General features: G+C 42.7%; 12 protein-coding genes. 4 read left to right on the top strand and 8 right to left on the bottom strand.

The features are described from left to right. Positions 1 to 231: 231 nt before the first annotated feature. Complete coding sequence (locus V7K32_RS12575) at positions 232 to 1,653, top strand: NADP-dependent isocitrate dehydrogenase (protein WP_334993611.1); 1,422 nt, start codon at positions 232 to 234, stop codon at positions 1,651 to 1,653. 287 nt (positions 1,654 to 1,940) lie between these two features. Further along, positions 1,941 to 2,498: a hypothetical protein gene (locus V7K32_RS12570; protein WP_334993609.1), complete on the top strand. Its 558-nt coding sequence runs from the start codon at positions 1,941 to 1,943 to the stop codon at positions 2,496 to 2,498. A gap of 80 nt (positions 2,499 to 2,578) precedes the next feature. Here V7K32_RS12570 and mtnA read toward each other — a convergent pair whose 3' ends face one another. Next, entirely contained in the window at positions 2,579 to 3,640 is a 1,062-nt protein-coding gene (gene mtnA, locus V7K32_RS12565) for an S-methyl-5-thioribose-1-phosphate isomerase (RefSeq protein WP_334993607.1), read from the bottom strand. A gap of 574 nt (positions 3,641 to 4,214) precedes the next feature. Here mtnA and V7K32_RS12560 point away from each other — a divergent pair. After that, a complete protein-coding gene (locus V7K32_RS12560) occupies positions 4,215 to 4,607 on the top strand; it encodes a hypothetical protein (protein ID WP_334993605.1) in 393 nt (130 codons plus the stop codon). 171 nt (positions 4,608 to 4,778) lie between these two features. Here V7K32_RS12560 and V7K32_RS12555 read toward each other — a convergent pair whose 3' ends face one another. The 7 genes from V7K32_RS12555 to V7K32_RS12525 form a co-directional block, all read right to left on the bottom strand. Beyond that, positions 4,779 to 7,424 carry a M10 family metallopeptidase C-terminal domain-containing protein gene (locus tag V7K32_RS12555; protein WP_334993603.1) on the bottom strand — a complete coding sequence of 882 codons (2,646 nt, stop codon included), beginning with the start codon at positions 7,422 to 7,424 and terminating at the stop codon, positions 4,779 to 4,781. A gap of 265 nt (positions 7,425 to 7,689) precedes the next feature. Next, entirely contained in the window at positions 7,690 to 9,597 is a 1,908-nt protein-coding gene (gene dxs / locus V7K32_RS12550; RefSeq protein ID WP_334993601.1) for a 1-deoxy-D-xylulose-5-phosphate synthase, read from the bottom strand. Positions 9,598 to 10,422: 825 nt separating this feature from the next. Next, positions 10,423 to 10,869: a hypothetical protein gene (locus V7K32_RS12545; protein WP_334993599.1), complete on the bottom strand. Its 447-nt coding sequence runs from the start codon at positions 10,867 to 10,869 to the stop codon at positions 10,423 to 10,425. Between the two features lie 494 nt (positions 10,870 to 11,363). Beyond that, positions 11,364 to 12,326, bottom strand: coding sequence for an aldo/keto reductase (locus V7K32_RS12540; RefSeq protein ID WP_334993597.1), 963 nt, complete (start codon positions 12,324 to 12,326; stop codon positions 11,364 to 11,366). Positions 12,327 to 12,570: 244 nt separating this feature from the next. Then, positions 12,571 to 12,876, bottom strand: a complete 306-nt coding sequence (locus V7K32_RS12535; RefSeq protein WP_334993596.1) for a small RNA NsiR4-regulated ssr1528 family protein — start codon at positions 12,874 to 12,876, stop codon at positions 12,571 to 12,573. A gap of 166 nt (positions 12,877 to 13,042) precedes the next feature. Continuing rightward, positions 13,043 to 13,783, bottom strand: coding sequence for a COG4280 domain-containing protein (locus V7K32_RS12530; protein ID WP_334993594.1), 741 nt, complete (start codon positions 13,781 to 13,783; stop codon positions 13,043 to 13,045). Between the two features lie 62 nt (positions 13,784 to 13,845). After that, on the bottom strand, positions 13,846 to 14,100 hold the full coding sequence (locus tag V7K32_RS12525) for a hypothetical protein (protein ID WP_334993592.1): 255 nt from the start codon (positions 14,098 to 14,100) through the stop codon (positions 13,846 to 13,848). A gap of 376 nt (positions 14,101 to 14,476) precedes the next feature. Between V7K32_RS12525 and V7K32_RS12520 the strand changes: the two genes are divergently transcribed. After that, on the top strand, positions 14,477 to 15,199 hold the full coding sequence (locus V7K32_RS12520) for a hypothetical protein (protein ID WP_334993590.1): 723 nt from the start codon (positions 14,477 to 14,479) through the stop codon (positions 15,197 to 15,199). Positions 15,200 to 15,276 lie beyond the last annotated feature (77 nt).

The following is a 15,276-nucleotide window of genomic DNA, read 5'->3' as shown; positions in this document are numbered from 1 at the left end:
GCTTGTCCAAGGTGAAGCACTGATAGCGAAAAGTAGTTTACTATTTTTGATCGTACAAAATTGCGATCGCTTCACTGAAATCCCACACTTAATCCCCAAATAATGTACAAGGGAAATAGGGGGAAAATCTGCGCCTTATGGCTTGGTAAAGAAAAAACACAGCAAAATATACAAGCCTGGACACATAAGGTTTTTTTCAATAGCAGCGTATCGATTAGGAGTGTGTGAACGATGTACGAAAAGATTACCCCCCCCGCAACCGGAGCAAAAATCACCTTCAAAAATGGTGAACCTATCGTACCAGACAATCCAATTATCCCCTTTATTCGCGGCGATGGTACAGGTATCGATATCTGGCCTGCTACCCAAAAGGTGCTAGATGCTGCGGTAGCTAAAGCTTATAAGGGTCAGCGTCAAATTAGTTGGTTTAAGGTTTACGCTGGCGATGAAGCTTGTGATTTATACGGTACTTATCAGTATTTACCTCAAGACACTCTCACGGCAATTGAAGAATATGGTGTCGCAATTAAAGGGCCTTTGACTACTCCCATTGGGGGGGGAATTCGCTCTTTAAATGTGGCATTACGGCAAATTTTTGATTTGTATGCCTGTGTGCGTCCTTGCCGTTACTATGCAGGTACGCCCTCACCGCACAAAAATCCTGAAAAGCTGGATGTAATCGTTTATCGGGAGAATACGGAAGATATTTATTTAGGGATTGAGTGGCGACAAGGGAGCGAAATTGGCGATCGCTTAATTAAAATTATCAATGAAGAACTGATCCCCGCTACTCCAGAACATGGGAAAAAACGCATTCCTCTTGATTCTGGTATTGGCATCAAACCGATCAGCAAAACTGGTTCCCAGCGCCTAGTTAGACGCGCCATCAAACACGCCTTACTATTGCCCAAAAATAAGCAACAGGTGACTTTGGTGCATAAAGGCAACATTATGAAGTACACCGAAGGCGCCTTCCGTGACTGGGGTTATGAACTAGCAACCAGCGAATTTCGTCAAGAAACTGTTACTGAACAGGAATCTTGGATTTTAAGTAACAAGGAAAAAAATCCGAATCTTTCCTTGGAAGAAAACGCCCGTCAAATTGAGCCTGGGTTTGATAATCTGACTCCAGACAAGAAAGCGCAAGTTGTCAAGGAAGTTGAAACTGTTCTTAACACAATTTGGGCAACCCACAGCGAGGGTAAATGGAAAGATAAGGTTTTGGTGAATGATCGGATTGCTGACAGTATTTTTCAACAAATCCAAACCAGACCAGATGAGTATTCGATTTTGGCGACAATGAACTTGAACGGCGATTATTTGTCTGATGCCGCCGCCGCCATTGTTGGGGGATTGGGAATGGGGCCAGGGGCAAATATTGGTGATTCTAGTGCCATATTTGAGGCTACCCACGGCACAGCACCCAAACACGCCGGCTTAGATCGGATTAATCCGGGTTCAGTGATTTTGTCTGGGGTGATGATGCTGGAATTTATGGGTTGGCAAGAAGCCGCAGACTTAGTTAAGAAAGGTTTAAGCGATGCGATCGCAAGTAGTCAAGTTACCTACGATTTAGCTAGGTTGCTAGAACCGCCTGTTGAACCTTTGAAATGTTCTGAGTTTGCCGACGCAATTATTCAGCATTTTGGTTAAATAGACTTTAGTCGAATTAAAAGACCTCTCCCTGGTTTTACATAGTAAAACCTGTCCCTCTCCGAGTCGGAGAGGGAAAGGCTTGAACTTTAGTTCGAGACAGGGAGAGGTTTCTAGGTTAGTTTGTCAAGATAAAAATGACGGATTGTAGTGTGAGCCTCTCGCTCACGCGGGCATCTTGCCCGCACTACCAAAATCTCTCAAAACAAAATTGACAGACCACTATGGCAATACTCGCAAAGAAAGCGAAGATATTGGTATAAAGGTAGAAATACAAAATTATTTCGATGGCTAAAGGTTTTGGAAAATCACTTACTAATAAGAAACTCAAGGTCTACGCCCCTTTGGACAAGCACTCTAAAAGCTTGATATTATCGATGAAGATGGGCGCAGGCTTTGTATACGGTAGAGATTTTCTACTAGATAAACGAGCAGGGAAGATATACGTTTCCAAAAAAGTAACCAGTTATTTCAACAACATACAAGCTTCACTAAACAATAGCCCTGAAGCAATCGCTCAGGAGTTCTTGCAAAAAATGAGCAATGCTCTAGAAGAGACTGACAACCTAGAGACGGCTGAATTTTTTATTTTGTCTAGAGAAGCTACTTTCTGGAGTGCCTATAAAATACTGCATGATGGCAGTGAACCACTTATAGAAAACGGGCTATGCGTTTACCCAGACGAAGAATTTTCCGCCCTTAAACAAAAGGCTGATGAAATAACAAAAGATGTTATGAACTCAGGTTCTACCGATGATCTCATAAACAAATACGTTACGCCGTTTTGTGCGGCTCTCAAAAAACAAGGCTACATCTACCAGATTCAGGGTGACTACGTAGATTAAGAAGTAGTTGATTTAGGTTCTTGAACTGGCGTGGGACTACAGAGGGGGTCTTGCTATGTGCATTTTCATACAAGATTGAGTTAAGCTAATTGCTTTACCTGTGATTTCATTAATTCCCCAGGCGCGATCGCTCCATTTTCTGTAATAATTGCTGTAATCAACTCAGCCGGAGTTACATCAAAAGCTGGGTTATAAAAATCTACACCCGCAGGTGTGAGAATAGTATCGCCAACTTGATAGATTTCTGTTGGTTCGCGTTCCTCAATGGGAATTTTACTGCCATCGGCTAATTCAAAATCAACGGTAGAAAAAGGTGCAGCGACAAAGAAGGGGATATTATGTGCAATAGCAGCGATCGCAACACCATAAGTACCAATTTTATTAGCAGTGTCGCCATTAGCAGCAATGCGATCGGCACCCACAACTACAGCATGAATTAAACCCTGTTTCATGCAATGGGCTGCCATATTATCAGTAATTAATGTCACTGGAATACCTTCTTGCACACATTCCCAGGTAGTGAGTTTTGCGCCTTGTAATCGGGGACGGGTTTCGTCGGCAAATAAACGTTCTAAACGTCCTTCCCTCCAAGCCGAACGCACAACACCCAATGCTGTACCATAACCAGCAGTAGCTAGCGCCCCAGCATTACAGTGAGTAAGCAGTGTTAGTTTTTTTGGGGTAGTAGGTAAAACTGCTAAACCATTGTCACCGATCGCCTGACAGGTTTGCAAATCTTCAGCGTTAATTGCTTGGGCTGTTTGCAAAAGGGTTTGCTTGATTTCTTCTACCGTTCCCAGCGTTTCGTAGGCGACTTTGAGCATCCGGCTAATTGCCCAAAATAAATTCACCGCCGTTGGACGAGTAGAACGCAACAACTGGGCTACTTTATCTAAGTGTTGCAAAAATTCGGTGCGATCGCTTGTCTTAATTTCCCTTGCGCCAAGATACATTCCATACGCCGCAGCCACACCAATTGCCGGCGCACCTCGGACAATCATGGTTTTAATCGCCCGCGCCATATCTTCACTGCGGTGAATTTCCACAAATGTATATTCTTTTGGTAAGCGCGTTTGGTCAATTAGTGATACTGAGTCATTGTGCCAAATAACGGGATAAACCTGTTCAGTAGAAACTGTCATAAAAAGAGGGATTAAAGAATTCGCAATTTGCAATGACGCTCGCGGACTCGCTAACGCAATTCGCAATTACTTTTTAAGCATTGCGTTAGCGTACTCCTACAGGGAAGCCAGCTACGCACAGCCTCTCTACGAGAGGAATGAGCCTCTGGGGATTTAGCGCAAAGTCTGAGCGCCGGTTTCCGGCGCTCAGAACTTTGTAAGAGAGACCCTAACCCTCTCACAAGCTCGTGTCTTGGGTATGGGGTCTTAAACCCTTTAATTTACGATAACCTTTTTTAAATTTATTAAGAGAATAATAAACTTTACAGTTGTAAATTAAAGCGGTTTTTCTGTAGAACAATTACAGCTTGATTTTAATTTATGAATATGCTCTAATTTTAGCAAAGCTTCATCTAAAATTATTTAAAATTTGGGAATTAAGCAACAATCAAGTGCAGCTTATCCAAAACTGGCAGTTATGAAATAAAAGTCAGCTTTTAATTTTATTGCGATCGATAAAATTGGGTTTACTCGAGCAGACCAAGCAGCATGGAAAGCGACTGGTACTCCTGAGAGCATTCTGGCATCACAATTATTGGACTACGCTCTGACAAATATTTCTGGAAATGACCCGTTGATTCCTAACCCAGCTTGGGATTTGGTGGCAGCTATTAACTTAAGCGAGCCATCATTTTGTCAACCTACACCGCTACACATAGAGCTGAATACCGATGGAAAACCAGAGGTTAACCAGCGTCAAACTCTTGCTATTCCCAATCAACCACCGAATACTAATGTTTGCTTAAATCCTAGTTTGGCTAACTTGCCATTTAGCAGCCAAGAGTTATTCTCAAATAAGGCTAAACCGCACTCTGTACCAGAAGCTAATTCCGGGCTAGGGTTGTTGCCTGCTGCGGCAAGTGCTGTTTTGTTACGAAAGCGTTCAAATAGGCAAACTGCTAAGAAAGTTCGGAAGGGTTTTCATTAGACATCTCCGGAAATTAAATATCTGCAAAATTAAACCCTTGTAGATACGCGAAATTTTGCGTCTCTACATTCTTTTTCGGAGATGTCTATTAGGGAATTATTTCTTAAATGGCCTAAAAAAAATACCTTTGCAAATGTCACTCCTTACCAAGCAGAAGGCTGAATTGGTGTTCTAGGCAATCAGACTAAAATCGTTACTACTCAAAGTAATATTAGGATTGCCTAAACGAGCAAATTCAAATACTGTTCCTGCACCCAGAAGATTGCCATCCCGATTATAGAATAGGCTGCCACTACTTTGGCTAAAGACAATACGTGCATTACTAGCGTTGACAAATTGATTGTCACTGACAACCGCAAAGTCAGTTAAAGCCTGACCCACACTATTAGTAACAGCATTGAAGGTGGTTTTACTTAGCACAATCTGGTCTTGTCCCGCTTCAAACTCGGTGATGTAATCAATACCTAAGCTTGTGTTAAAAACTCCACTACTTTGGAACAGGTATTTATCCTTGCCGGCTCCACCAGTGAGAATATCATCGCCCAGCCCTCCCAAGAGGAAGTCATCACCAGTTCCACCAGTGAGAATATCATTACCATTACCTCCCTGAAGGCTGTCATTTCCTGCTAACCCTTGCAGTTGGTCATTTCCGTCACCGCCAATCAGAGTGTTATTCAATGTATTACCAGTGAGACGGTCATTACCTGTGCCACCCGTTGCATTTTCGATAACGTTGTTGGCAGAGATAATGAGTTGAAGATTGCTATTAACTGTTTGTGAGGTGGTTACACCCAGATTTACGTTTACAGGAACTGTAGTACCACTAAAGTCAATAGTATCAGTGCCACCTGTTGTAGTTTCTGTAACTGTCCTGCTTCCCAAGGGAGTATTAGCTACGAAAGAATAAGTATTATTCCCCGCACTACTAGGCGATGCAGAATCATCATTAGTAATGGTTCCGGTGACGGCTGTTGTAGTGCCGATGGCGTAACCAGTTCCTGTTGCTAGAGTCAGACTAACGGTTTCATTACTTTCAACAGCGATGTCTGCTGTCGGGTTAATGGTTAAGGTTTTTGTAGTACTTCCGGCTGCAAAGGTAATTGTTCCGGTGGTAGCTTTAAAGCTGGCTGCGCCTTGTTGGGTGTAGTCGATGTTGAAGGTAGCTGTACCAGTAATGTCATAGTTCACGGTTAAGGCATTGCTGATGCTGCCGGTGCGGGTGAAGGTGTAAACTAAGTTGGTGGTGCCGTCTTCAGTAACACTAGTGGGATTTGCTAAGGCGACAGTGATGCTTGGGTCTGGATTCGTAATGTTGACTAACTCTAAAGAATAGCTAGAGTTGACGTTGTTGGAGTCTTGAGAAATTCCAACATAGTAATTTCCGGCTCCTAATGTTGTAGTCAATTGAGCATTCCGACTGGAACTAGCAAAATCAGAAGCAAGTTGCTCTCCACTATCAATCAATCCATTATTGTTTTTGTCGTAATAGATGAATGCATTGACATAGCTTTGAGCTACTCCACTCAAAACTAAATTAATATCATTTGTGCCTGTCAGGGAGAATTTGTAATAATCAACTGGGTCTACACTCCCAACGAATTGTGTAAAAGTTCGTTCACCAGTCAAAGCGCCAATATTATAAGCAGTGTTAAGTGTGTTCCCAGGATTTGAGGGAATCGAACCGGGTGTAGATGTGGCTAATAATTGTAAAGAATAGTTGGTGTTAACGTTGTTGGAGTCTTGAGAAATTCCAACATAGTAATTTCCGGCTCCTAATGTTGTAGTCAATTGAGCATTCCGACTGGAACTAGCAAAATCAGAAGCAAGTTGCTCTCCACTATCAATCAATCCATTATTGTTTTTGTCGTAATAGATGAATGCATTGACATAGCTTTGAGCTACTCCACTCAAAACTAAATTAATATCATTTGTGCCTGTCAGGGAGAATTTGTAATAATCAACTGGGTCTACACTCCCAACGAATTGTGTAAAAGTTCGTTCACCAGTCAAAGCGCCAATATTATAAGCAGTGTTAAGTGTGTTCCCAGGATTTGAGGGAATCGAACCGGGTGTAGATGTGGCTAATAATTGTAAAGAATAGTTGGTGTTAACGTTGTTGGAGTCTTGAGAAATTCCAACATAGTAATTTCCGGCTCCTAATGTTGTAGTCAATTGAGCATTCCGACTGGAACTAGCAAAATCAGAAGCAAGTTGCTCTCCACTATCAATCAATCCATTATTGTTTTTGTCGTAATAGATGAATGCATTGACATAGCTTTGAGCTACTCCACTCAAAACTAAATTAATATCATTTGTGCCTGTCAGGGAGAATTTGTAATAATCAACTGGGTCTACACTCCCAACGAATTGTGTAAAAGTTCGTTCACCAGTCAAAGCGCCAATATTATAAGCAGTGTTAAGTGTGTTCCCAGGATTTGAGGGAATCGAACCGGGTGTAGATGTGGCTAATAATTGTAAAGAATAGTTGGTGTTAACGTTGTTGGAGTCTTGAGAAATTCCAACATAGTAATTTCCGGCTCCTAATGTTGTAGTCAATTGAGCATTCCGACTGGAACTAGCAAAATCAGAAGCAAGTTGCTCTCCACTATCAATCAATCCATTATTGTTTTTGTCGTAATAGATGAATGCATTGACATAGCTTTGAGCTACTCCACTCAAAACTAAATTAATATCATTTGTACCTGTCAGGGAGAATTTGTAATAATCAACTGGGTTTGCATTTGTTATAGCATCATTGTAGTTAAAAGATGTGAGAATTCCAATGTTTTGAGCAGTCTTCAATGTAGTTCCTGGCATATTTTTCCTTTTTTGAAATGCGGATCAACTTCACTCGTGGAACCGAACCTATCAAAAGTATAGAGCTATCAACTGCTACTACAGCGATGGAATAATAATGCTGCTGATGAACAAGATGATTCCCACAGTCTCCCCTCCCCGCTTGCAAAGAGGGGAGACAAAGCGTAGCTTTGGCGGGGTGGGGTTCTTTGGGTTTAACGTTACATAAGCAAATCGCCCACACCTGAATAACAAGTGTGGGCGATTTATTACTACAAAGAATTAACTAAACAACAGCAGATACTTGCTTCTTAAAGAAAGCTTGCAACACTCTCTCTGCTATTTGATGGCTAGTTAAACCTAGTTCTGTCTTAGATTCATTGGGTTCAGCATGATCTACTAACACATCTGGCACACCGAATCGCTTGACAGGAACGAGAATATCTGCATCAAGTAAAGCTTCAGCGATCGCACTACCAAAGCCACCCATGACACAGCCTTCTTCTAAGGTGATGACGCGGCCGATTTTCTTAGCTAAAGGTAAAATCAACTCGGTATCCAAAGGCTTAACAAAACGCGCATTGATTACAGTTGCTTCAATGCCGTGTTCGCTGAGAATTTCCGCAGCTTGCATTCCTGGATAAACCATTGTGCCATAGCCGACGATTAACACGTCATCGCCTGTACGCAGAATCTCGCCTTTGCCGATTTCCAAAGGTTCCCAACCTTCTTCCATCAGGGGGACGCCGTAGCCATTACCACGAGGATAGCGCATAGCGATCGGGCCACTGGTATGGTTAACACCAGTTACTACCATGCGTTGCAATTCTGCCTCGTCTTTGGGTGCCATTATTGCTATGTTGGGAATGCAACGCAGATAAGCGATGTCATACATACCTTGGTGGGTAGGCCCATCAGCACCAACAATTCCTGCCCGATCTAAGCAGAAGAATACTGGCAGGTTTTGGATGCAGACATCGTGAATTATCTGGTCATAGGCGCGTTGCAGAAAGGTAGAATAAATCACGGCTACGGGGCGCATCCCTTGAGTTGCAAGTCCTGCTGCTAGGGTGATTGCGTGTTGTTCAGCAATGCCGACATCAATATATTGATTAGGCAGTTTGGCTTGAAGTTTATCTAAGCCTGTCCCCGTTGCCATCGCCGCAGTAATCCCAACGATTTTGGGGTTTTGTTCGGCAAGTTTCACCAGAGTGTGAGAAAAGACTTTGGCATAAGCCGGGGGTTTGGGTTTGCTGGAAGGAATGGCTTTGCCAGTTGCTACATTGAAGGGGCTTTGGGCGTGGTAGCCAACTTGATCTAGTTCGGCAATTTCATAACCTTTGCCTTTGACTGTTGCTACATGTACCAAAACTGGGCCTGGTATTTGATGTGCTTGTTGGAAAGTCGCAATCAATTCTTCGAGATTATGCCCATCGACTGGCCCAATGTAGGTAAAGCCGAGTTCTTCAAAAACTGCACCTACCTTGGGAACAGCCAAGCGCTTCATACTTTCTTTGATTCGTCCGAGTTCGGGAGACAGGGATTCACCCACGAAGGGAATTTGCTTAAATTGTTCTTCAAAATTATCTTTAATAAATTGCACCGGTTGGCTGAGGCGCATTTTGTTCAGATAGCGGGGAATGGCGCCCACGTTGCGAGATATAGACATGTCGTTGTCGTTGAGAACAACCAACAGGTTAGTTTTCGGCATGTGTCCAGCATGGTTGATGGCTTCTAAAGCCATACCCCCAGTCAGCGCCCCATCCCCAATCACAGCAACGGCTTTAAATTTTTCTCCTTTTAAATCTCGTGCTAAAGCCATGCCCAATGCTGCTGAAATACTTGTAGAAGCATGTCCAGCCCCAAAGTGATCAAACTTGTTTTCACAGAGTTTGAGATAACCTGCAATTCCGTCTTTTTGTCTAAGGGTGTGGAAGCGATCGTAGCGTCCTGTAAGCAGTTTGTGGGGATAAGCCTGGTGTCCTACATCCCAAATAACTTTATCCCGATCTAAGTCCAGTGTCTGGTAAAGTCCTAGTGTTAATTCTACAACACCCAACCCTGGCCCCAAGTGTCCACCATTAACTGCTACGGTTTGGAGATGCTTATCTCGAATCTGACGGGCAATCTGTTGCAGTTGGCGAACAGATAAACCGTGCAACTGATTAGGATGGGTGATTTCGCTCAAATGCATATTATAAGGTTTTCCTCTCTAACTTGGAGTTTCGGTATTTTGATTTTCCCACGGTCGGGTTGTTCACATAATCAGACTCTTATTATTGTTACTAAGTTGTAGCGGAAAGTATAACTTCGTAATTGATAATAGTGAAAAATTTTTTATCCATTAACAATTCGTCCAAATAAGGTTAAAATCAGTTAAAGTAAAAGCAATTTTGTCAATAAGTGATGATACTTAAAAACCATTTATTGTTCGTATAAAAAGAACTATTGTGCAGCAGTTTGCGAAAATTTCTTAACTAGATCGCTCGCTTTAGCTAAACTCAGTATTTCTTTATAGGACTTACGCAAGAGTTAGGGAATAACGCACAGAGGCGCAGTGGCTTCTCTGCCCCCTTGCGGTTAAGAGACTTGTCCCTTGCGGGTCTCCCCTTGGGAGAAGCAACTGGCGCGACACGGAGAAATAATAGTTTGAGAGATATTTTACGTAAGTCCTAATTTAGTAAGTAGGTAGGCGTACAGGGCTATTTCATTCTCATCTAGTCCGCCTCAGAATGAATTCTGAGTCTAATAGCGAAAGTAGTCTAAAGACGACTAAGACTCATGTTATAGTCCGTTAAAACGGACTTTAGCTAAAAGCTAAAGAACTTTAGTTCAGGGCGGTTTCTGTCTAGAACGAAATAGCCCTGGATAGGGGTAAGAATCACAGCACAAAGTTTATAAATTAATCTGTGCGATAAATTTAGACTTTCTTAAATTATTTGTAAACAGCAATATTCCCGACTTCTTAGAAAAGTCGGGAATCTAAGTCTTTCGATTTAAACCAAATCAAATAGGATTACTATTTACCAAAAGCATCCTTGATATTCTCAACAGTCCGTTCAACAACATTCTTTGTCTTGTCTACTGCTTCTTTAGTCCGAGCCGAATCTTCGTTTGCTCTTTTTTGAATTGTAGCCGCATCTTTCTTTGCTTTGCGCTCAACAAAACTACCATTGTCTGTTGCTTGATCGACTTTACTGGCATTGCTCTTTGCAGCTTCCTTAACTTTATCTGCCGTATCGTCGATGAAATTTTTGGCGCGTCCAGCATCCTTACTGGTTTTTTCTTGAACTTTATCGCCTGCGTCTGATGATGCGATCAAGGTTGCAGTAGGAGCAGCCATTGCTGAAGTGTTCGAGAAAAATGCCCCTTGCCAAACGAAAGCGATCGCTAACATACAAAACAGTGTTGTAGCAATCCAGCGTTTTACCGTAGAAACCTGTTTTGTAACATAATTCAATTTCATAGAATACAATCTCATGTAACTTAGTATACTATTTCTACTTCATTTAGCTGATCAGCCATATCGATCCCTAGATAGAATTTTTTGCGTCATTAGTTATGGAATTCACTATTTTGATAGATTGAATTTTGAGTAAAGATTTTTTGCTGGTAATATAAGGATCGAATTAAACAATTCACAAATTTTGGGCATGAGCGATCGCTGTTAAGTTAATTAACTGCAAAATGTTTTAAGTAAGTGGGTCAAATTAAATCAGGACTTAGGCAAAAAGGCACCGAAAGCCCTGATTTCTCGTAGGGGCAATTGATGAATTGCCCCTACATTTCGTACCTAATGCGTAAGTCCTATAAATATAAAACCTCACCCTACCTGCGGCTTCCCTCTCCAAAGCATCGGAGAGGGATTGAGGGTGAGGTTTTTTCTTATGTTTAATTACGTTTACTTACTTAGTGTTGTATCATAGTGTCAACTTGTTTTAGACACAACACTAAAAAACATCAAGCTGACATCAATTGCTGGATGCGCTGTGGTTCCTCCCCTAGCCAATCTGGATTTTGGGCAGTGCTATCGAAAATTGATGAGGTTTTAAAAGGCTCAAACTCGCCGCGTGATGCTGATAAAGCCGTTTTTGCTAAAAGCGATCGCACTTGCTGGTCATTCATTGGCTGAAATGTCCGCACTGCTTCAAAAGTTTGCTCTAAAATCTCCATGCTGTCAATTCCGGTAATCACAACCGATGTGGGCAAATTCAAAGCATAGTGTAAACATTCAATTGGCGTTACAGTCTTTGACCGTAAAATAATACCGTTTGCCAAACTTTTCATTCCCAGAACGCCGATGTTTTGTTTAACCAGTTCTGGCACAACCAGCTTTTCAAAGCTCCGGTAGTGGGCATCCATCACATTGAGCGGCATCTGCGCCGTATCAAATTTAAACCCGTTAGTGGCTGCAACTTCCAGCATGTGCAGATGAACATAGGGGTCTTTGTGACCAGTGAAGCCGATATATCGAAGTTTGCCAGCTTCTTTTGCCTCAATAAAAGCAGCATTCGCCCCTTCTTCGTCAAAAACTCGATGTGGGTCTTCGTGCCGAAGGATTTCGTGGTGCTGAACCAGATCGATGCAATCAACTTGCAGGCGTTTGAGTGATTCGTCTAGCTGTTTTGCTGCTACTTTTTTAGAGCGACCATCGATTTTCGTCATCAGGAACACTTTGTCTCGATAGCCATCGCGCAGTGCTTTTCCCATGCGAATCTCGCTGACTCCACCGTTGTAATCCCAACTGTTATCCATAAAGGTGATGCCACGATCGATGGCTGTTCTAACAATTCGGATAGCTAGTTCTTCATCAACATGCTTTAAGGCGATATGCCAACCACCCAATCCAATCGCGGAAACTTTCTCTCCTGTACTGCCGAGGACTCGGTATTGCATTTCTGAATTTGACGTAGTTCCTGACATGTGTTCTCCAAGTCTATCAGCTATTACTTAAGTACATATAGCCATCTGCCAATTCAAACACAAGGCAGAGTTGAGAATATCTTGCTGAAGATACACTTTTCAACCCAATCAGGAAAGAACTCAACAAATCAAAATACCGATGGCAATTTGGGATGTGTGAGATAAACAATTGAGGGCGCAGCATTGCTGTACCCTACAACATATTTGGTTCAAATAATTGAAAACTGTTGTAAAATATCAACAATTATTTACCACTATAGAAAAAGGCAATTTCTTTTTCTTTTAAGGGAGCGAAACCAGCATCTGCGAGTAATTGGTCTAGTTCTGGTTGGGGAATGTGTTTTGCACCAATTCGCACAATGCGCGATCGCATAGTATTAGATACACCACTGCGCTGTCTATTGGCTTCTAGCGCCATAACTTTACCATAAAGTTCTAGCTTGGCAGGAGGAATCGGAGATCCATCAAAATCAATACCCTGTGCGATCGCTTCATCAATAGCATCAGCACCTGTGGTAGTTTGATTTCCTGGGTTAGTTTCGGTAGGCATGGTGATTTACTCTTCTTGGTTATGGGTAGATTTTACCAGTCTTGCTGACACCAAACCTGCCTACTGGCTTTTTTGCTGCCGAGGATCAATTGCAATTCTTTGCGTCTTGGCGTGACAAATTTATATAAACAATAGGCTTGGGTTATTAACTCAAAAGTATTTTCACTTAACCGATCGCTTCCTCTGGTTTTTGTAAACTAGCTCGCCAGCGCCAAATTGCCGAGGCGATCGCCATACCCACACCCCAAGCTAAAGGCAACCAAATAATTGCCCAGTGACCACCAGTCCATTCCACATCCAATCCTGCACCCAGCCAATAAACACCAAATCCCATCAGCAGCATTGCAGCTACAAATTTCATTGGTTTGACGGGTATTTGCTGAAGTGGCGTTCTGAATAATAAGGCAAACACAACTAAACTAAATGTCGCTAAACCAGCGCCACTAATTGCTTCTAGCCATTGACTTTCGGCAGCACCTAAAGTTACAACTGCGATCGCTACTTCTACACTATCCAACAAAGCACCCTTAAAGGTGGTGATAACAGCAAACCAGTTCCAGCCAGATTGATTCTCATCTTTTGCTAGTTGCTCTTCCAGTCTATTTTCCCCATCAGCTTTACGCTTTTTGGGAAGACCTGCATAATACCTAACTATGGAACGCGTCCACTTTTGCCCAAAAAGTAGTAGTAAAATCCCCGCCACAATTCTGAGAATATCTACAGGGATCAGTGTCAAACTTTTTCCTAAGACCAAAGATAGCAGTAATGTCAAGGCAATGCCACCGCTTGAACCAACCAGGGCATTACGCCAACCTGCCAACCTTCCGACAACAATGACTATACCAAGAATCTCGACTAATTCAATTAAAGAGCTAGCAAAACTAGCTAGAACAATTTCCCAATTCATTATATTTTTGATACCTGATAATAGGGCAACATGGTTTAGTTAATCACTAAGTAGTCAACAGATTAATTACGAGCTTCTCGCGTCACCAAACCACCAACAAACGCCCCTAAAATAGTTCCTGTCCATAATCCTGTTGTGCTACCTTGCCATATTGCTCCTGGTGCCATCCAGGCGTTGCACATTTCCTTGAAACCCCAAGGTTGGTTTTGACACTTTTGGCTATGCAACATTATGGTAATTTGCCCACTAGTGTAAGCACCAAAAAAACCTGATGACAGCGCTAAAAAAGTGCAAACTAAAATTCTATTTTTTGTCATTTGTCATGGGAGCAATGCGATTTTGTGACATGCTTAAAATTCGGGTACTAAATCACCTATAGCATGATCTGCTCTTAAAGCAACACTCTCCACATTGAGGCACTCTCTCCGCAAGCTTCAAAGAGATTATCCTGCTAGTCCCTATGTTTTCCAGACGTATCTAAGCAGTTTGTTGACCTACATAGGGGAAGATGAAACTATTCAATAGTTTCGTCGGGACAGACTTTGAAATATGAAGAGCATAACCGCACCCCTTGCCGCGCTTCTCCTTTCTGTTGGCGTTATAGCTCATAGTGGAGCACAAACTGCCACCATGAGCGACATCCCCACGAAAAGTGTCCTACCAAGCGATCGCAGACCCGAGGGCGGAATGGGGATGCAGGACACCGTTTTCTACAGCGAACACATCAAAGCCGTTACCTCTGTGACTGAGGTTTTTGGCGATGGGCAACGTCTCACGGCTTCCATCGTTGAATACAACACACCTATCAAAAACAGCAGCCTCTCGACCACCACCTTCACTGTAAGCGGTCGTAATATCACGCGAGTGTATGCTAATGCTCGACCCGAAAAATCAGAAGTTGGCAAGGATGGAAAATTCGTCATCATTGAATTGGACACAGCCAATTCCAATGCTGCTACTTACAACGCTCAAGGCCCCGTGCTGCGCCAGGCATCGGTCACGGTGAATCAGGCGGGAGAAGTCCAAACAGCGTCTGGTCTGCGGTATTCCCCGACTGCTAAACCTGTCTCAAACACCCGACAAGTGAACTTGATCGTAGATGATTTTCAGCAGTTCAAGTTCACCGATCCAGTGACAGGCTTGGTTCTCACGTATAACCTCTTCATTCCCAAAGGTTACAATCCGAACACAAAGTATCCGATGATGCTGTTCATGCACGATTTGGGTGTCACCAACATAAATCCATACACGACACTAGTGCAAGGACTGGGCGCTACTGTTTGGGCTAGTTCTCAAGAGCAAGCCAAACACCCGGCGTTTGTTTTGGCCCCACAGTACCCCGTAGCGCTGGCGAACGATAACTCCCAAACTTCTGATTACGCAGATGTAACCGTTCGGCTTATAGAACCCATTTGACATCTAAGAAGGTGCAGCAAGCCTCTTAACCATCAACCGAATAAAACAAAGATTAACCTTGGCAGTCGCATTAGCTA

This window comes from Nostoc sp. (assembly GCF_036917635.1).
Classification (GTDB): domain Bacteria; phylum Cyanobacteriota; class Cyanobacteriia; order Cyanobacteriales; family Nostocaceae; genus Nostoc.
This window is presented reverse-complemented; position numbering and strand designations above follow the sequence as displayed.

Coding starts and splice junctions, on each gene's coding strand:
- V7K32_RS12575 (WP_334993611.1), top strand. CDS start 232: ATGTACGAAAAGATTACCCCCCCCGCAACCGGAGCAAAAATCACCTTC.
- V7K32_RS12570 (WP_334993609.1), top strand. CDS start 1,941: ATGGCTAAAGGTTTTGGAAAATCACTTACTAATAAGAAACTCAAGGTC.
- mtnA (WP_334993607.1), bottom strand. CDS start 3,640: ATGACAGTTTCTACTGAACAGGTTTATCCCGTTATTTGGCACAATGAC.
- V7K32_RS12555 (WP_334993603.1), bottom strand. CDS start 7,424: ATGCCAGGAACTACATTGAAGACTGCTCAAAACATTGGAATTCTCACA.
- dxs (WP_334993601.1), bottom strand. CDS start 9,597: ATGCATTTGAGCGAAATCACCCATCCTAATCAGTTGCACGGTTTATCT.
- V7K32_RS12545 (WP_334993599.1), bottom strand. CDS start 10,869: ATGAAATTGAATTATGTTACAAAACAGGTTTCTACGGTAAAACGCTGG.
- V7K32_RS12540 (WP_334993597.1), bottom strand. CDS start 12,326: ATGTCAGGAACTACGTCAAATTCAGAAATGCAATACCGAGTCCTCGGC.
- V7K32_RS12535 (WP_334993596.1), bottom strand. CDS start 12,876: ATGCCTACCGAAACTAACCCAGGAAATCAAACTACCACAGGTGCTGAT.
- V7K32_RS12530 (WP_334993594.1), bottom strand. CDS start 13,783: ATGAATTGGGAAATTGTTCTAGCTAGTTTTGCTAGCTCTTTAATTGAA.
- V7K32_RS12525 (WP_334993592.1), bottom strand. CDS start 14,100: ATGACAAAAAATAGAATTTTAGTTTGCACTTTTTTAGCGCTGTCATCA.
- V7K32_RS12520 (WP_334993590.1), top strand. CDS start 14,477: ATGCAGGACACCGTTTTCTACAGCGAACACATCAAAGCCGTTACCTCT.